We start from the raw sequence: 16,969 nt of genomic DNA, 5'->3' as shown, positions 1-16,969 counted from the left end.
ACCCGGCCGGCCGGAAAACTCGAGTACCTACTACTCGTGTCCTGCGTACCGCGGGCCCGTAGCGTCCTTCCTAGGCCTGGGGGCAGTCAGCGGTTCTTCTTCGTGACGGGGAGGAGGGCCACTCGCTCCTGGCGAAGGGACAACTGCCAATGCAGGACGAAAACCTCCCCCGGCCCCTCCTTGATCCGTCCGTGCTCGAACGGCTGCGCGCCGAACTTGACGACGATGAAAGCATCTGGCGGTTCTTCGTGGAGAACTACATCAAGGAACTGCCTGTCAGGACAGAGCGCCTGCGCCTGACGCTAACCACCGGTGACCTGCGGGGAGCGGTGGATGCGGTACTCAGCCTGAAGACGTCCAGCCAGATGGTGGGCGCCGAACGCCTGGCCGGCCTGGCGCTGAACCTGGAAGGGGAGCTGCGGCAGGACTCCTCCCGGGCCGATCCCGGTGTTGAACTCCCCCACCTGGCGGCAGCCCATCTGCGCCGAATCATGCAGTGCAGCAAACAGACCCGGTATGCCCTCCGTGCGCAGTTGTGACATGGACGGCAGGAGGCACCGGGCGGGCATAGGATTTTCCCTATGAGGATTGCCGTTGCAGGGGGAACCGGTACCGTTGGGCGCCACGTGGTGGAGCTCGCCAGGGAGCGAGGCCATGACGTGGCCAGCCTCAGCCGCGCGGAGGGCGTGGACCTGGTCAGCGGCCGGGGGCTGGATGAAGCCCTTCGGGGCGTGGACACGCTAATTGATGTGTCCGGGATCAACAGCACGGCCACCAAAAAGGCCGTGGACTTTTTCACCAACGCGTCGCAGAACCTGCTGGCCGCCGAGAAGAAGGCCGGCGTGCAACACCAGGTAGTGCTCTCGATCGTAGGCATCGACAAGGCCACCTCGGGCCTGTACGCGGGCAAGCTGGTCCAGGAGGACATCGTCCGGCACGGCGGCGTGCCGTGGACCCTGCTGCGGTCCACCCAGTTCCACGAGTTCGTGCCGCTCGTGGTTAAGACGGCGTCCGCCGGTCCTGTGGTGCTGGTGCCCAAAATGTTCACCCAGCCGGTGGCCGCCCGCGAGGTGGCCGAGGCCCTCGTGGCGGCGGCGGAGCACGGGCCGCAGGGACGCATCACGGACCTGGGCGGCCCGCGGCTGGAGGAGCTCGACGGCCTGGTCCGCGCCTTCCTGGACAGGACGGGGCAGCGGAAAAGGGTGGTGGAGGTCCCGTTTCCCGGCCCCATGGGAAAGGCCATGCGCAGCGGTGCGCTGATCCCGGCGCCGGGTGCCGCCGTCGGACGCCAGACCTTCGTGGAGTGGCTGGAAGCAAGTAGCGGCAAGTACCGGCAGGAAAAGTAGAGTACCCGCTACTCGTGCCCCCTCCCGGGGCATCCCCCTAGATTCGACTAAAGCCTGCTGCGGCGGGCATGACCTGACGTCGATTGGGGAAGAAGAATGGCCGTACAGCCGGTATCCGGAGGCAAACGGACGGGACACGCCGGCCTGCTGTTGGACCTGGTGACCGGCGCCGAGACGGACCTTGACTCAGTGCAGCGGCTGGTCGAGTCCGCGGCGGCGGCGCTCAGCGGTCCGGCCGGCATGGCCTGCGCGGCCACCCTGCACCGGGCAGGGACGCCACCGGTGACGGCCGGGAGCACGGTCACGGCGGAGTGCCTGGCATCCTCCGAAGAACGGTACGGTGACGGTCCGATGATGCAGGCCGACGCCGGGCCGGTGCAGGTGGCGGCGGACGGTTCCTCCCAGCGGTGGGACGCATACCGACGGCGGCTGGTGGCGTCCGGCTACGGCGCGGCACTGGCGGTGCCGCTTGATGTGGGGACGCGCATTCCTGCACCCTGGTGTTCCTGGGCCGGAAGGTTTTGATTTCACGCCGGAGCTGGTCAGCGAGGCCACTTGGTTTGCCGGGGTGGCCTCGCAGAGCATGCAGCTGGCCCTGGAAGTGCGCAGCATCCGGTCAGCCGGGGACAACCTGAAAACGGTGCTGGAAAGCCGCACCTCAATCGACGTGGCCTGCGGGGTGGTCATGGCGCAGACGCGCTGTTCCTACACGGAGGCATTCAGCAAGCTTGCGGGAGTGTCCCGGCAGCGGAACCTTAAGGTCCGGACCGTCGCCGAGAACATCCTCAAAGCCCTGGCCGGCGGCACCCCGGCAGCCCGGTTCGAGCCCCCGGCGCTGGCCTAGGCATACTGCCCAGGGCTAGCGGGTCAGCACGAAAATGGCGATGGCCAGGCCGACCACCAATACAGCGTTCACCACGACGTAGGGTTGGACGCCCCGCTTGGCCTCTGTGGCCATCCTGCGGCGCCCGTGCTTGCGATTGATTACTTCAGCCATGCCCCGAATCTATGCAAGCCCCCGGCGCCGGCACCCGCGTAATCCCTACTCGTTTTACTAAACCCCACTACGTGCTTTCCGGATCCGGCGGGGTTTTCCCCTCCTACATACCGATCGCCGGGGTGGCCCGGAAGGCGTTGACGGCCTTGTCCAGGACAACCTGGGTGTCGCTTCCGGAATCAAGGATTGTGTTCCGGGCTGATGCGGAGTCGACCATGACGGTGGTGACGGCGAGGCCTTCCGTGGCCTCGGTGGTGAGCAGGGCGTCCACCTGGGCCGCGAAGCAGGAATCACTCGATTTCGCGGAGACGTCCATGGCCACCACATGGTTGTTGGAGACAAAGTTGCCCGTCCCCGCCGCCAGCCGGATGATCACAGGTGTGCCGCCCGCCGGCCGGATGCTCTCCGAATCGATGACCTCGGAGAAGTGGTTGCCCACCACGGAGTTGTTGCTGCCGCTGATGCTGAGGAGCCCGGTCAGGTCGTCCAGCCCGTTGTCCACTCCCAGGAAGGGCGTCCAGGGCTCATGGTCGCGGAGGAAGTGGTTCGTGGCCACCAGGTTTTCGGAGCTGTTGTCCTCGAGGAGCACCATCCCCGGGTAGAAGGAATGCAGGCGGTTGTTGGTGACGCTTGACCGGGTGACGCCTTTGAAGTGGACGCTGCTTGCACCCCGGGGGAAGACGTTGTTCGCGGTGACCAGGAGCCCGCCGTGGTTCTCGGCGTAGATCGAGTGGCCCTTGAAGCCGGCGCCCACCAGGTTGTCCGTGATCTTTGAGGCCTGTCCCCAACCCCGCAGTTCGATGCAGCTTCCGCATTCGGCGATGAAGTTGTCGTGGATGGACAGCGCGTCCGCGTGGTAGATGGTGAGGGCGTGCTCCAGGTAAACGAACCCCATGCCGGTGATGCGGAATGAGTCGTTGGCACTGGCGGCGTAGATGCCGGTCTTGCCGTTGACGTAGGTGTTTTCCGCCTGCAGTCCGGAGCCGTCCGGGACGAAGTGCAGCCCGTCGATGCAGAAGTTGGAGAATTCCACCGAACTGATCCGCGGGCTTCCGTTCCGCTCGACATAAAACGCGGCGCCCTTGGCTTCCTCCCCGTCCCCGGCAGCGGGAAGGTCCACGATGACCCGGCTTCCGCCCGGCCACAGCTCGTGCAGGTCCGGCCACTCGTCTTCGGGCACGTTGAAGCGGATGCTCGACGACGTGAAGCCGTGTCCCGAGCCCTCGATCCGGAGGAAGCTGACGTCGATCAGCACCTGGGTGCGAAGGTGGTAATCCCCCGGCGGAAGGTAGATCACAGCGCCCGGCTTGCCGCCGTCGTTCACATCGGTGGCAGCCTGCCGTTCCTTGATGTCGGCGATGATGCTGTTGATCACTTCGCCCACGTCCTTGGCCGGGTTGCCGACCGGCCACGTGGTCACGTCGTAGTAGTTGTTGCTTGGCATGGGCTCTTCCCTTTGTGTCCTGGTTCTCATGGTGCCACTGTTTGATGCTCCGGGAGCTCGGCCTGCAGCTCCTCTGCCGTCGGCGGGTTGGCGCCGGGGCGGCTGACGGTGATGGCCGCTGCCCGGGAGGCCATCCGTCCCAGCGACTCCAGCACTGAGGGCGCCAGCCCGTCCGCCCCGCGCATGAGGAGTCCGTAGACCAGGGCGGACATGTAGGAGTCGCCGGCGCCGATGGTGTCCGCGACGTCGGTCGTGACCGGGGGGACCTCCACCTGCGCGCCCGCCGTGGTGAGCAGCGATCCTTCCGCTCCCCTGGTGACGGCGACGAGCCCGGCCCCGAGGTCCAGGATGCGCTGTGGGATGTCCGCCAGGGACAGCTTCGGGTAGAGCCACAGGGCGTCCTCGTCGCTGAGTTTGACCACCTCGGTGAAGGGGACGAGTTCCTCGAAGATGGTCTTTGCCTCGAAGTGGCTGCCGAGCAGGGCAGGGCGGATGTTGGGGTCGTAGGTGACCATGCACCGCCGGTGCGACTGCTCCAGAAGCTCCCTTACCGCAGCCGCCCCCGGCGCCAGGAAGGTGGCGATGGAGCCGGTGTGCAGGACTTTGGGCAGCGTGGCCGGGGCGATCCGCGGCAGATCCCAGCGGATGTCGAAGTCATAGTACGCGGACCGGTCGGACGCCAGGGTCGCCGTCGCCGTGGCGGTCCGGCCGGGCCCTTTGGAACCGGGCAGGAGTTCGACGCCGGCGCTGCGCAGGTGCTGCTCGATGGCCGCGCCCCGCGGGTCGTCGCCGATCGAGGTCAGCAACGCGGTGGCCGCGCCCAGCCGCCCGAGCCCGTAGGCCACGTTGGCCGGTGACCCGCCGGGGTGCTCCACAGTGCCCGCGGACGTGACAACGATGTCCACGAGGGCTTCACCGACTACTACGACGTCAGGGCCCGGCTGGGGTCATCGTTCGTGTGCATTTTTCGGGACCTTTCTTGAATTGCCCAACCTGCCGTCAGTTGAGGGTTGAGACCGTGAGTTTCTGGATTGTTGCCGGGCCTCCCGCGGCCGCCAGCCAGTTCGCCTGGCTTTCCGCGCCGGGGAAGACGAGGTCTGTCAGGACCACCGCGCCGCCCTGCGCGAAGACCTCCACCGAGCAATGGTCGACGACGATCTGCAGCTTGAGCACGCCGTCCTCAAGGACCAGCGGGGCTGACTCCGCGGAGGAGAACTTTTCGTGGAAACCCGTGTCCCCTGACCGGCTGCGGTCAAGGACGAGCCGGCCGGTGGCGGCGTGGTAGCCCAGCACCGTGCCCGTGCTTCCGTCCTCGCTGGCGAAGAGGTGGAAGGCCACGTGTTCGGCGCTCCCGGGCAGGATCTCCGCCTCGATGACCTGCGCGCTGCCCGGTGCCGCAGCCGGCAGCAGGAGGACCGAGTCCTGCAGGTCGGACGGTTCCCTGATGATCTGCTTCACGGGAGCAAGGGCAGGCGGCTCCTGTCCGGCAGGGTGGCCGGGCAGGACGGGCTGCTGGACCAGGCGCGCCGAGCCGTTGGCTGCGATGAGGCGCACTTCGCGGGCGAGGGTCATGGAGGACCGCCAGGGGCGGTGGGCAACTGGTTGGCGTAGTCCCAGTTGTTCATCCAGCCGATGATGATCCGCCGCCCACCGGGGACGTTGCTGAAGGAGACGGAGGCATAGCAGTCGCGTCCCCAGTCCAGCCACAGGCATTGCTGCAGGGCGGCAGCGGCCGCGGCGGAGTCACCCAGGGCGCTCACCCCGGCCGGCGCTGCCACTGAAGAGGCGTCCGGTATGAACCGCGCGCCGTCGAACTGGCCCACGAAGTACTGGCCGCCGGACCCCCCGGCCACCGCGCCCGGATTGACGTTGACGATCAGGACCCATTTGACGTTGTCCGGGTCCCCGTCCACGGTCAGGGGAAGAGATCGGGGCATTCCCATTCGCCCTGGTCTGCGTTCATGGGGCCAAGTCGCTGAGGAAGTCCCAGGTCTTGAGGTCGTCCGAACGGTAGAAGACCACCTTCTGGTGCTGAGCTTCGACGGCCACCATGATCCAGCAGGTGCCCTGCCCGCCCTCGTAGCGGAAGACTTTGGGGTCGCGGAAGTGCGGGGAGTTCCGGGCGAGGACAGGGTTGTTGCCGTACTTGTGCCACGTCATGCCGGCGTCGGTGCTGTAGGCCAGGGACTGCGCCTGCGTGCCGTGGTGCTCGGAGGCTGCCTTGTAGGCGCTGGTGTAGATGGCCACGAGGGCCGGTGCGTCCGCGGTGCCGAAGCCGGACGTGTTTCCGTGGTCCACCACCACGGAACCGGAGAAGATGTCCTCGCTTTCGTCGCAGGCAATGGCGACGGGGTGTTCGGTCCAGTGGAGCAGGTCCCTGGAGGTGGCGTGGCCCAGGACATGTTGCCCCACACGTTGCCGTAGGGGTTGTTCTGGAAGAAGAGGTGGTAGAGCCCGTCGTGGAAGACCAAGCCGTTGGGGTCGTTCAGCCAGGTGTCCCGGGCCGTGAAGTGGACGGCGGGACGGAACCTGGCGGTACCGGCCGGAGGCGTTTCCGGGCGTGCGGCATCAAGGAAGGTGGACATGTTTGGTGCGGTCCTCTGGGAAAGTGGAAGGGGCTGGCTGCTAGGGCCGGGGAGCCGCGATGGAATCGCGGCGCACCAGCGGGCAGCCCAGGATGGTCGGGTGGAGTGCCATGAGGGTCAGGTCTGTCTTCCCTTCGACGGCGTCAATCAGGTGCTCGGTGGCCCAGGCACCCATCTCGTAGTGGGGCAGGGCCACGGTGGTGAGGCCCGGGTGGAGGTTGGCGGCGATCAGTTCCTGGTCATCGAAGCCGACCACTGAAAGGTCGCCCGGGATGCTGAGTCCCAGCTCGGCGGCGGCGCGGTAGGCTCCCATCGCCATCCGGTCGTTGTAGCAGAAGAGCCCGGTGGGCCGGTCCTCACGTGCCAGGATCCGCCGGGCCGCCTCGTAGCCGCCATGCACCTCGGAGACCTCGGACTCGACAGGTGCCGCATCGCCGTCGAGCCCTGCTTCGGTCAGCATGGCCCGGAAGGCCTGGAGCCGCTCGCGGGTGGCCGGGACGTCGTCGGTGTTATTGATGAAGCCCACCCTGGTGTGGCCCGCTTCGAGGAGCGCGCCGACGGCGGCCCGTGCACCGCCGTCCTCGTCCGGGATCACGGCGGTGATGTTTCCGCCTTTGGCCACCGAGTCCACCAGCACGGAGGGCACGCTGCCCAGGTTGGCCGGCAGCTCCACGTTGCGGTGGTACATGGTGGCGTAGAGGATGCCGTCCACCCGGCGTTCCAGGAGGGCGTCGACGTCGGCCCGCCGGGATTCGAGGCTGGCCGAGCCGGAGGTGTTGATGATCATAAGGCCGTAACCCCGGGCCTTGGCGGCCTCGTCGGCGCCCAGGATAATGCGGCCGGCGTGGGCGTGGTGGCGATATCCTCGCTCACCAGGCCCAGCATGCCGGTCCGCTGCGTGCGCAGCGCCTGGGCCAGGCGGTTCGGGACCGTAGCCGAGCTGCTCGGCGGCGGACTTGACCTTGTCCCTGGTCTCGGGGCTGATCCGGGCGTAGGAAACCTCGTTGAGCACGTGGGAGACAGTTGTCACGGAAACGCCGGCGGCGACGGCCACGTCTTTGATGCCGATGTTCTTGTTGGTCATCTGTGTCCCACGTCCTTATGGATTGTCCGGTATGAGTAGGCTACCGACGAATGCCGGCGGCCCTGGCTAGCCCTTGACCGCGCCGAGCGTCATGCCCGCCACGATCTTGCGCTGCAGGAGAAGGGTCAGCAGGATGACCGGGATGGAGTAGACGGCGGCCAGCGCCGTCATGGATCCCCAGTCCAGGCCGAACTGGGTCTGGAAGTTCGCGATCACCACGGGCGTTGTCTGCGAGCGGATGGCGGTCATCAGGAGGGCGAAGAGGAACTCGTTCCAGGACGCCAGGAAGGCGAAGATCGCCGTGACGGCGATGCCGCCGGAGACCACCGGGATAACAACCCGCCAGAGGGCGCCGAGCCTGCTGCAGCCGTCCACGGTTGCCGCCTCCTCCAGGTCCTTCGGGACCGCTTCGAAGAAGCTGGACATCAGCCAGATGGAGAGCGGCAGGGAGATGGTGGTGTGCGCGATGGACAGTGCGATGGGGGTATCGGCCAGGCCCACGGACCCCATCATGGAGGCCAGCGGAATGCCGATCGCCACCGGCGGGACCATGCGGGTCACCAGGGCGGCCATGATGAAGATCCGGCCGCTCAGGGTCTTGTACCGGGTGATGCCGTAGGCGGCGGGCACCGCCAGGACCAGGGAGAGCACGGTGCTGATGATCGCCGTCTGGATGCTATTGATGAACGACGCCGGCACACCGCTGCGGCCCAGCGCGTTGACGTAGTTCTCCAGCGTCCACTCCCGCGGAAGGATGGTGGGCGGCACGGCGATGGTGTCGATCGGGGTCTTGAAGGACGTGAACAGCAGGTACAGGAACGGGAATCCGTAGAGCACCATGGCTGCCGCGAGGAGGATCCACAGCAGCGTGCGGGTGCTCCGCCGGCCGGCCTCCAGCCCTTCCCGGTTGACGCTGCGGCGCTTGCGGGGAGGGACGACGGCGGCTGCCGCGGAAGGTGCCGCGGATGCCGTTGCCGGGTGCCGCCGTCGTGCTTTGTTCGTTCAGCGAGGCGCATCAGGTGTCCTTTCCTGGCCGCCAGATGGTGGACACCGCGACGAACGCGACGGCCAGCATCGCCAGCAGGTAGATGGTGCCCATGGCGCTGGCCAGGCCGGGATCGCCGAAGCGGATCATGGTCCGGTAAATCAGCAGGCTCATGGTTTCCGAGGCGGACTGCGGGCCGCCGTTGGTCTGGATGAGGATGGTGTCAAAGGCCCTGGCCGCGTCGATGCCGCGCACCACCAGCGCGACGGCGATGACGGGGCGGAGCAGCGGAAGGATGATCCGGAACAGCAGGGCCGGGGCGCGGGCACCGTCCAGCCGCGCGGCTTCGATGAGGTCGCCGGGGATGTTCTGCAGTCCGGCGAAAAGCACCAGGCACATGAACGAGGTGGTCAGCCAGATGTCGGGGATGGCCACCGAGTACAGCACGATGCCGGGGTCTGACAGCCAGCCGATCTGGTTGGGGTTGCCCAGGATGCCGGCCTGGTGCAGGAGGGTTCCGATGAGGCCGAAGTTGTCGATCATCAGGAACTTCCAGAGCAGGCCTGCAACGATCGGGGCGATCATAAGCGGGTACATGAACACGGTCCGCCAGATCTGGGAGCTGCGGCCCAGCATGGTGAACAGCAGTGCCATGCCCAGGCCGAGGGCGAACTCGAGGGTCACCACCACCAGGGTGTAGGCCAGGGTCCGCCAGCCCGCTCCCGTAAAGGCCTCTGATGCGAAGGCGCGGAAGTAGTTGTCCAGGCCCACGAAGTCGCGGGGGCCGCCGGCGATCGGGGAGATTTTGTAGAAGCTGTCCGCCACCAGGCGGAACAGCGGGAAGGCCACGAATCTTGCCAGGAACAGCGCCGCTGGTGTCATCAGGAACAATGCGAAGCGGCGGTCGGAGATGCGCACGGTTTTCTCTTCCGCTGGTTGGGGCCGCGGCCGGCACCGGTACACAGGTGCCGGCCGCGGTGGTCTTACTTGAGGAGGTCCTCGATCTGCTTCTTGGCGTCGGCGAGGAGGGTGGCGGAGTCACCGCCGGCAACGGCCTTCTGCAGCATCGGCACCAGGACGGTGTCCACAATCTGCTGCCACTTCTCGGTGGCAGGGCGGGTGGCGGTGGCTTCCCCGTTGAGGGTTTCGATCAGCGGCTTGAAGCTCTCGTAGCCTTCCTTGTCCTGGTACTTCTCGAACGCGGAGATGCGGGAGGCCAGGCCCAGGCTGGATTCGATGCCCTTGTCGTTGTAGTCGTAGGCGCACTTCACGAACTTCTTGGCCGCCTCGGTGTTCTTGGTGGCCTTCGGCACCGTGAGGTACCAGGGGCCGGGAACGCCGCCGACGCCGGCGGATCCGGCGATCATGGGGGCTGTGCCCACCTTGCCCGCCACCGGGGAGTCCTTGGGGATCTGCCGGTAGGCGTGGGCCCAGAACCGGGTCATGGCGGTCTGGCCCTGGTTGAACAGGTTCTGCGCTGCGGCCCAGTCCACCTGGGCTGCGCCGGAGGGAGCGTACTTGGCCAGGCCCACGTAGAAGTCCAGGGCTTCCTTGTGCGCGGCGTTGTCGATGACCACCTTGTCGCCGTCCAGGACCATGGGCGAGCCGGCCTGCAGGACGTGGGCCAGCCATTCGGTTTCCACGCCGCCCTTGACGTCCGTGCCGTACATGCCGTCCTTGGTGAAGAACTGGGAGATGTCCTGGTACTGCTCCCAGGTGGTGGGGGCAGCCAGTTCATAGCCGTACTTGGCCTGGAAGTCGGCCTTGTTCTTGGCGTCCTCGAACAGGTCCTTGCGGTACAGGATGATTTCGGCGTTGGTCCAGGCGGGCAGGCCCACGAAGTGCCCGTCCACGTTGGCTTCCTTGACCAGGGCCGGGAAGATGTCCTTCTTGGCCTCGTCCGTGAAGATCTCGTCAATGGGCTGGAGGGCGTCCTTGAAGCTGGGCAGCCACACGGAGTCCAGGGCGGCCACGTCGAAGGAGACATTGCCGGAGGAGAATTCGCTGGAAAGGCGGTTGAACATGCCGTCGTAGGGCAGTTCGACGAAGTTGGCGCTGACGCCTGTTTCGGTCTTGCACTGTTCGGCAACGCCGGTCAGCTCGGCGTGGCCGCCGGCTTCGACCAGGACGTTGACGGTGTTGGTGCCGGCGCTTCCGGTAGACGTGGCCGGGCCTCCTGCGCCGCACGCCGAGGCGGACAGTGCGACGGCGGTGCAGATGCCGCCGACGGCGAGCCTGCTGATGAATGTACGAGTGGACATCGCTGTCGACTCACTTTCTCTTGAACGGAATGGTGAGAGTGACTCGGTCTGAAAAATCGTTTTGCCAAAACGACTTGGCACTCACCATAGGACGAGAATCGAAGAAGTGTCAAGGCTCACACCTTTTGTTGGCTGGGCCGCAACGGCAGGTTTTCGACCCGCTCATTGGTCCTCGACGCGCATCGGCCTTCAGGAGGCCGGAATTTTGGGTGCGCCCGTGCACATGCGAGTCATTGCCGCAACCGTCCTGCCCGGACAAAAAGAAATCCCCCTGCATAATGCAAGGGGACCGGCAGCGCCTTCTGGGCACAGCATTCACTGCGAGCAGACCACCGGACATGGGGAAAGCCCCTCCTAGGAGGGGCTTTCTACGTAGTGGTCAATTGTCATTCGGTATAGGTCAGCGGTGATGCACTCCCCCTTCCCGGACGCCCCCGGCGTCCATCCGGACTATGACAGAAACGATGTTAATAAGCCCGTCCCGGCGCGTAAAGGGGTTTGGGCGAGAAACTTCACCGGATGTTCGCCGTCGCGAATCCTCCCGTTACCCGGCCAGGCACGCGAGGCATTCACGTACGACGGTGGCGCGCGCCGCCGTCGTACGTCCCACCCCGCCCTTCACGCTGGGTCCCGCGAAGGAAACGGTCAGTGGCGGGCTTTTGCGCGGATCACTCCGGCTGCCAGGAGACCGGCAGCCCCGAGTGAGGCCAGCATGCTGCCAAGGGCTACAACGTATTCAGTAAGCGTCATTGCTTCCACTCCCCTTCGAACCCGAACTGCCTGATGGGCCCAAGCTACGCCGGGCACGTCAAGGAAGCCCGAAGGATCGCCGAGGCTTGGGTCAAGATCTCTGCAGGTGCGCGGCAGCCCATCCGGAACGGGCCGTGTCCCCGAATCCCTTGGGAGCACCGCAAGAGGTGCCGCCCCCAGCAGCTGTGAAAGGACACCATGATGCCTGACCTGCAAGCCCTCGCCCTCGTCTGCACCCTCACCCCCTCGCCGGAACCGTCCAGCAGTGAACTGATGGCCCGGCACATCCTGGACGAATTCGAGCACCAGGGCGTCCAGGTGTCCTCGCTGCGGGTGGTGGACCACATCGTGAAGCGCGGGGTCCAAGTTGATATGGGCGACGGGGACGAGTGGCCGCAGCTGCGGGAGCGGATCCTCGCGGCGGACATCATCCTGCTGGCCACGCCCATCTGGATGGGCCACCCGGCCAGCGTGGCCCAGCAGGTCCTGGAACGGCTGGACGCGGACCTGTCCGAGACGGACGACCAGGGCCGGCCGGTCATGTACGGCAAAGTGGCGACCGTCGCCGTCGTCGGGAACGAGGACGGCACGCACAAAAGCATCGCGGACATAATGCAGGGCCTGAACGACGTCGGCTTCAGCATCCCGGCGCAGGGCGGCACCTACTGGGTGGGCGAAGCCATGCAGACGGTGGACTTCAAGGACCTGGACAAGGTGCCGGACGCCGTCGCCACCGCCAACACAGCCCTCGCCCGCAACGCCTCGCACCTTGCCTGGCTGCTGCGGCGGCAGGAGTATCCGGCCACGTAGGCTGCCCGGACTCGCGGCACTGGGTGTTTCGGCCAAAGCTGCGCAGATCCTGTGCCGGTTTGGTCAGGAGGGCTCCCGGGGATCCGGACACTTAACAAGGGGGTCTTTCCGTCCGGCCCTTGTCCTCTGCAGCGGCCGCACTCCTTCCACCGGGCCGGCCGCTGCCGGATCCCGTTGGAGGGTTTATGAAGCTACTCAGAACACTGGTCTCCGTGCTGGCCCTGCTGTCGGGCGGCACGGCATGGATTGCGACGCCGGTCCACGCCGCCACCGCCATCGTCACCCTGAGCCCGGACACCGGCCCCGCCGGCACCTCCGTGACCGTGACCGGCACGGGCTTCCCGAAGAAGAGTTCGGGAACCATCAGCGCCGGCACCGCCACCGCCGCGTTCAAAACCAGCGCGTCCGGCTACTTCACCGCGGAGCTGGTCATGCCGCCGACCGACGAGCCTGCGCTTGCTGTCCGCGCCACCTCGGGCGCGGCGAGCGCCGCCGCTACGTTCACCTACACCTACAGCTCCCCCTCCGTCACGGAGGAGGACCCGACCTGGCGCCGGCCCCCGCCCCGGCTCCCGCGGCTCCGGCCCCGGCGCCCGCCGTCCTGCGGTTCGGCGTGGGCACCCCGGGAGGCCCGCTCGCCTCCGCGGAACTCGACGCCGTGACAGCCCTGGCGGGCGAGGCGCCGTCGATCATCCTGTCCTACAAGGACTTCAACCAGGCCGCGCCGATCAGCGAGCTCGAGGCCGTCCGCGCCCGCGGCGCGCAGACGCTGCTCACCTGGGAACCGTGGACGTGGGGCGGCGGCACCGAGCAGCCCGCCTACTCGCTGGACCGGATTGCCGCCGGCGACTTCGACCCCTACCTCCGGCAGTGGGGCCAGGCCCTGGCCGGCTGGGGGCATCCGGTGATGCTCCGGTTCGGGCATGAAATGAACGGCAACTGGTACCCGTGGTCCGAACAGATCAACGGCAACGGCAGCGGCGACTACGTCGCGGCCTGGCGCCACGTCCACGACGTGGTCGCGTCCACCGGCGCCACCAACATCACCTGGGTGTGGAACCCCAACGTCCCCTACTGGGGCTCTATCCCGCTGTCCGGCCTCTACCCGGGGAATGCGTATGTGGATGCGGTGGCCCTGGACGGCTACAACTGGGGCACCTCCGCCTCCTGGAGCAGCTGGCAGTCACCATCCCAGCTCTTCGGCGACGGCCTCGCCCAGCTGCGGACCCTGGCACCGGGCAAGCAGATCCTGATCGCCGAGACGGCCTCCGCCGAGCAGGGCGGCTCCAAGGCCGACTGGAACACCGCGCTCATCAGCTACCTCGCGGCCCAGCCGGACATCACCGCCATCACCTGGTTCCACTTCAACAAGGAAACCGACTGGCGGATCAACAGCAGCACGGCGTCCGCGCAGGCATTCGCCGCGGCCCTCGCCGCCCGGCCCAGGTAGCACCCGCGGTGACGGACGACTGGGGCACGCGCCCGCCGTCGTACGTCGCCCCACCCGTCGGCCAGCTTGTGAAAACCTGATCAAGCCTTGACCGTTTCTTGATGGCAAGTGCGCCGCTCCTTGAGGATGACGGTCCAAAGTAATCCCTGAGAGGCGGCGGCGCATGGGGGTGCAGCTGGAGCTGGGTCCAGTAGTACCGCAGCCTTGAGTCGGGAAACCGACGGTTTCAGCGCTTGGCGGTGTTGAGTAACCAGCACCGCCAAGCGGATCCCCGCCGCCCCGGTATCAGACCGGGTTGTTGGCCTCCGGATCGTCCTCTTCCCCGTAATCTGTGGCCGATGCCAGGCCTGCCACCTGCTGGCCGGCGTTCGTCAGTCCCGGCGTGAAGTGCCTGTCTTCGGCGGGTCCGGGCTCATCGCCAGACGCCCCCGCCACGTCGTTCCGCAGGTGCTCGTCATCGGGAAGGTCTTCGGTGCGTGCTGCTTCATCGCTCATTCCTACAGCGAACCATCCAGGTGGCGGGAGGGCAACGGGATGGTTCGCTGCCTTCGGCAAATAAGTGAGTGTTGACTCCCCATGACGGGGCAGGCAGAAGCTTTGGGGATGCCGCGAGAACCCGAAGCGCTCCTGGCCCTGACAGACCGGCTCGCCGAGCGCTTTCCTGAACAGCATCGCTCGGTCATCGAGCAGGTGGTTGCCGAGGAGCACGCCCTGTTCGACGACGGGCCCATCCGGGACTACGTACCCGTCCTGGTGGAACGGGCCGCCAAGCTGCGCCTCAGCCATTTGCGGCCGTTGTCCGGCGGGAAGCCAAGCGATAGCATGCTCGCGGGGAGAGGGCCTGGTCTCACAACGAGTTAGGGGCCCATCATGACCGACTTCTTCACCATGCAGCCCGGCGAGACCGCCGCTCCCCTTCCCCCGGGGCCGGTCCTGTGCGGCGGGTCAGCGGCGATGCGGCGGATTCACCGGTTCTTCCTGTGGGCTTACAGCGAGGCGCCGGGACTGGTCCGCTCCGTCGACGCCGGAGACACCGCCCGTGCAGCGTATGTGGGCGAGGTGCTGGGCAACTTCGACAAGGTGCTGCACATCCACCACGAGGGCGAGGACCTGCTGATGTATCCGCAGCTGGAGCAACGGGCCCCGGCATGCGTGCTGCATGTGGCGCAGATGCTCGAGCAGCACCGGCAGGTCACCCAGCGGCTGGAGGCCATCGAGCCGCTGCGCCTGCGCTGGATGGGGACGGCGGACGCTGCAGCGGGCAACGAGCTCGTTTCCCTCTATGAGGACCTGGCCGCCGTCCTGAATGTGCACCTGCGGCGCGAGGTCACCGAGGTGATGCCCGTCGCCGACCGGGTGATGACCGAGGAAGAAAGCAAGGCCATCGGGCAGCACGGGGTCAAGCAGTTCGACAAGAAGTTCATGGTTGCCTACCTGGGGATGGTGCTGGCCACGAACCCTCCCGCGGACCGGAAGGAACTGTTCAACGAAATCCCCGCACCGGTCCGCCTTGCGTACAAAATCGTGGGGCGCCGGATGTACCGGAAGCAGTATGCAACGCTCTTCCCGGGACGGCCCATCCCCGAGACGCTTTAGCCGCACAGGCTCCCGGCCGTCCCTCTACCCCAGCTTGAATCTTGAGGAATTCTTGACGGTTTCTGGCCCTGTTCTTGAGTTGTGGAGTGCAAAGTGATGCCTAAAGGGCTGGTCTGCGAGACCAGCAGCCCTTTCGATTACTTGAGCAACAGACTGGGGCCGGTGACGGAGGCGGCGGATCAGCGTGGATCCGCAAAAAAAGTCACCGGTCCCCTCATCTTTGAGCACCCCGCCCGCGACGCCTTTGCAAAAGTAGGGGGTACCCGGTCCTCAACCCTCTACCCGTAGCAGGATTCCGGCGGCTTCCTGCCAGTCTCGCGGTCCGCCGTCCAGGACGCTGATGCTGCGTCGTCCAGCGGCCGCAAGGATACTGGCCGCGGTCATGGCCCTTTCGCCATGGCTGCACATGACGACGACGGGCCCGTCGGGCACCTCATTGAGGCGACCCACCAGGCTGCCAAGCTCGATGTTCCAGGCGCCGGGAACATGGCCGGCGGCGAATTCGGATGCCTGCCGCACGTCCACGACCGGCACAGCAGGAGGCGCTAGGCTCGGAGGAACAAGGTTGGGATCCGATGCAGCCGGAGCCAGACCGGCGGCGCGCCAGGCCGCCATGCCGCCGGAGAGTTCCCCGGCGAGACTGTCGAAACCGACCTTGGCCGCCGCCCACACAATCTCCGCCGGGTCCTGCCGTGGATCCCGGACGATGATGACGGGCTTGTCCGGGTTGGTAAGCCAGCCCAGCCAGGTGGCGAAGGCCGGCCGCAGGTGGCTGGAGATGGCACCGGGGATGTGACCGGACGCGAACTCGGTGGCGGCGCGGACGTCCACCACCTGTGCACCCTGGGCCTGCATGTGCCGCACGCTGCCGGCCGTGAGACCCCTCAGGGGCGGAGCCGTCCGGAGGACAGCTGGGCCATCCCGGTTGACGGCGGCGAGACGGAGAAAGTACCCCGGAAAAGTCCCAAGCGTCCCGAGCAGCAGCTGCACGAATTCGTCCTCGCCGCCCGCCTGCAGCAGCGGATTGGTGGCGCGCTCCTTCCCTATCGTGGTCACGCGCTCCCGTCCCCCGGCTGCCGAGCAGAACGAGCCGGCACCGTGCGTGGGCCAGACCGGCGTCTCATCCGGAAGTTCCATGAGCCGCTGCAGCGAGTGATACTGGGCCCGGGCCAGGGGAACTGTCTGGTCAGGGCTTACCAGGTCGGTCCGTCCGGCAGTGCCCACCATCAACGACCCGCCAGTGAAGACGCCGGCGACGGCCCCGCCGTCCAGGACAAGGTAGGACAGGTGTTCCGGGGAGTGGCCGGGCGTGGCCAGCGCTTGCAGTGCCAGGCCGCCCAGGTGGACCGTCTCGCCGTCATGCAGTTCGCGGACCGGGAAACCGCGCGGCCGGACGTCGGGGGCCAGGACCTCCGCGCCGTCAACTTCCGCCAGTTCCCTGACTCCGGAGATGAAGTCTGCATGAAGATGGGTTTCCGCAGCGTAGGCGATCTCAAGCCCCAGCTGCCGGGTGCGGGCGCGCACTTCACGGACGTCGCGCTCAGGATCCAGCACGAGGGCACGGCCGTCACCGAGATCGAGGATGAAGGCGGAATTTCCCAGGCCCTTGTCAACGACCGGAACGACGTCCAGTTTGCCCATGACTGCCTTCTCCATGGTCC

19 protein-coding genes and 2 pseudogenes are annotated in these 16,969 nt (G+C 66.8%); 9 read left to right on the top strand and 12 right to left on the bottom strand.

Going from position 1 to position 16,969, the window contains the following annotated elements; translation table 11 throughout:
* Positions 1-149: 149 nt before the first annotated feature.
* From ACPEE0_RS04165 to ACPEE0_RS04150, 4 genes are all read left to right on the top strand, one after another.
* Entirely contained in the window at positions 150-539 is a 390-nt protein-coding gene (locus tag ACPEE0_RS04165) for an Hpt domain-containing protein (protein WP_424574008.1), read from the top strand.
* Between the two features lie 42 nt (positions 540-581).
* On the top strand, positions 582-1,346 hold the full coding sequence (locus ACPEE0_RS04160; RefSeq protein WP_424574007.1) for an SDR family oxidoreductase: 765 nt from the start codon (positions 582-584) through the stop codon (positions 1,344-1,346).
* Between the two features lie 96 nt (positions 1,347-1,442).
* A complete protein-coding gene (locus tag ACPEE0_RS04155) occupies positions 1,443-1,871 on the top strand; it encodes a hypothetical protein (protein ID WP_424574006.1) in 429 nt (142 codons plus the stop codon).
* Between the two features lie 43 nt (positions 1,872-1,914).
* A complete protein-coding gene (locus ACPEE0_RS04150; protein WP_424574005.1) occupies positions 1,915-2,190 on the top strand; it encodes an ANTAR domain-containing protein in 276 nt (91 codons plus the stop codon).
* Between the two features lie 15 nt (positions 2,191-2,205).
* On the opposite strand, the gene ACPEE0_RS04145 is transcribed toward ACPEE0_RS04150, so the two are convergent.
* The 10 genes and pseudogenes from ACPEE0_RS04145 to ACPEE0_RS04100 form a co-directional block, all read right to left on the bottom strand.
* Positions 2,206-2,343, bottom strand: coding sequence for a hypothetical protein (locus tag ACPEE0_RS04145; RefSeq protein WP_009356366.1), 138 nt, complete (start codon positions 2,341-2,343; stop codon positions 2,206-2,208).
* A gap of 103 nt (positions 2,344-2,446) precedes the next feature.
* Positions 2,447-3,787, bottom strand: a complete 1,341-nt coding sequence (locus ACPEE0_RS04140) for a NosD domain-containing protein (protein WP_424574004.1) — start codon at positions 3,785-3,787, stop codon at positions 2,447-2,449.
* Between the two features lie 26 nt (positions 3,788-3,813).
* Entirely contained in the window at positions 3,814-4,692 is an 879-nt protein-coding gene (locus tag ACPEE0_RS04135; protein ID WP_424574003.1) for a carbohydrate kinase family protein, read from the bottom strand.
* A 94-nt stretch (positions 4,693-4,786) separates the two neighbouring features.
* Positions 4,787-5,359 carry a GH32 C-terminal domain-containing protein gene (locus ACPEE0_RS04130; protein WP_424574002.1) on the bottom strand — a complete coding sequence of 191 codons (573 nt, stop codon included), beginning with the start codon at positions 5,357-5,359 and terminating at the stop codon, positions 4,787-4,789.
* The gene (locus tag ACPEE0_RS04125) at positions 5,356-5,724 is read right to left on the bottom strand and encodes a hypothetical protein (protein WP_424574001.1); all 369 of its coding nucleotides are present in this window, start codon (positions 5,722-5,724) and stop codon (positions 5,356-5,358) included. Before ACPEE0_RS04125 ends, ACPEE0_RS04130 begins: the two co-directional genes overlap by 4 nt.
* 22 nt (positions 5,725-5,746) lie before the next feature.
* Positions 5,747-6,372 (bottom strand): annotated as a pseudogene (locus ACPEE0_RS04120) (glycoside hydrolase family 32 protein).
* Between the two features lie 40 nt (positions 6,373-6,412).
* A pseudogene (locus ACPEE0_RS04115) lies at positions 6,413-7,456 on the bottom strand (LacI family DNA-binding transcriptional regulator).
* 66 nt (positions 7,457-7,522) lie between these two features.
* Complete coding sequence (locus ACPEE0_RS04110) at positions 7,523-8,353, bottom strand: carbohydrate ABC transporter permease (protein ID WP_424575238.1); 831 nt, start codon at positions 8,351-8,353, stop codon at positions 7,523-7,525.
* A 118-nt stretch (positions 8,354-8,471) separates the two neighbouring features.
* Positions 8,472-9,359, bottom strand: coding sequence for a carbohydrate ABC transporter permease (locus ACPEE0_RS04105; RefSeq protein WP_424574000.1), 888 nt, complete (start codon positions 9,357-9,359; stop codon positions 8,472-8,474).
* Positions 9,360-9,424: 65 nt separating this feature from the next.
* Entirely contained in the window at positions 9,425-10,702 is a 1,278-nt protein-coding gene (locus ACPEE0_RS04100) for an ABC transporter substrate-binding protein (protein ID WP_424573999.1), read from the bottom strand.
* Positions 10,703-11,653: 951 nt separating this feature from the next.
* Between ACPEE0_RS04100 and ACPEE0_RS04095 the strand changes: the two genes are divergently transcribed.
* From ACPEE0_RS04095 to ACPEE0_RS04085, 3 genes are all read left to right on the top strand, one after another.
* Positions 11,654-12,262, top strand: coding sequence for a flavodoxin family protein (locus ACPEE0_RS04095; RefSeq protein WP_424573998.1), 609 nt, complete (start codon positions 11,654-11,656; stop codon positions 12,260-12,262).
* A 185-nt stretch (positions 12,263-12,447) separates the two neighbouring features.
* On the top strand, positions 12,448-12,924 hold the full coding sequence (locus ACPEE0_RS04090) for an IPT/TIG domain-containing protein (protein ID WP_424573997.1): 477 nt from the start codon (positions 12,448-12,450) through the stop codon (positions 12,922-12,924).
* Positions 12,876-13,712 carry a glycoside hydrolase family 26 protein gene (locus tag ACPEE0_RS04085; RefSeq protein WP_424573996.1) on the top strand — a complete coding sequence of 279 codons (837 nt, stop codon included), beginning with the start codon at positions 12,876-12,878 and terminating at the stop codon, positions 13,710-13,712. Before ACPEE0_RS04090 ends, ACPEE0_RS04085 begins: the two co-directional genes overlap by 49 nt.
* 285 nt (positions 13,713-13,997) lie before the next feature.
* Here ACPEE0_RS04085 and ACPEE0_RS04080 read toward each other — a convergent pair whose 3' ends face one another.
* Entirely contained in the window at positions 13,998-14,207 is a 210-nt protein-coding gene (locus tag ACPEE0_RS04080; protein WP_424573995.1) for a hypothetical protein, read from the bottom strand.
* 108 nt (positions 14,208-14,315) lie between these two features.
* On the opposite strand from ACPEE0_RS04080, the gene ACPEE0_RS04075 reads away from it, so the two are divergent.
* Together ACPEE0_RS04075 and ACPEE0_RS04070 are read left to right on the top strand one after the other, a co-directional pair.
* On the top strand, positions 14,316-14,573 hold the full coding sequence (locus tag ACPEE0_RS04075) for a three-helix bundle dimerization domain-containing protein (protein ID WP_424573994.1): 258 nt from the start codon (positions 14,316-14,318) through the stop codon (positions 14,571-14,573).
* Positions 14,574-14,582: 9 nt separating this feature from the next.
* The gene (locus ACPEE0_RS04070) at positions 14,583-15,308 is read left to right on the top strand and encodes a hemerythrin domain-containing protein (RefSeq protein WP_424573993.1); all 726 of its coding nucleotides are present in this window, start codon (positions 14,583-14,585) and stop codon (positions 15,306-15,308) included.
* Between the two features lie 270 nt (positions 15,309-15,578).
* Here ACPEE0_RS04070 and ACPEE0_RS04065 read toward each other — a convergent pair whose 3' ends face one another.
* Positions 15,579-16,964, bottom strand: coding sequence for an MBL fold metallo-hydrolase (locus ACPEE0_RS04065; RefSeq protein ID WP_424573992.1), 1,386 nt, complete (start codon positions 16,962-16,964; stop codon positions 15,579-15,581).
* Between the last annotated feature and the right edge of the window lie 5 nt (positions 16,965-16,969).

The organism is Arthrobacter sp. SD76, from assembly GCF_049726125.1.
GTDB classification, from domain to species: Bacteria; Actinomycetota; Actinomycetes; order Actinomycetales; family Micrococcaceae; genus Arthrobacter; species Arthrobacter nitrophenolicus.
Note: the sequence above shows the minus strand (reverse complement) of the source record. Positions and strands in the feature narration are given on the sequence as shown.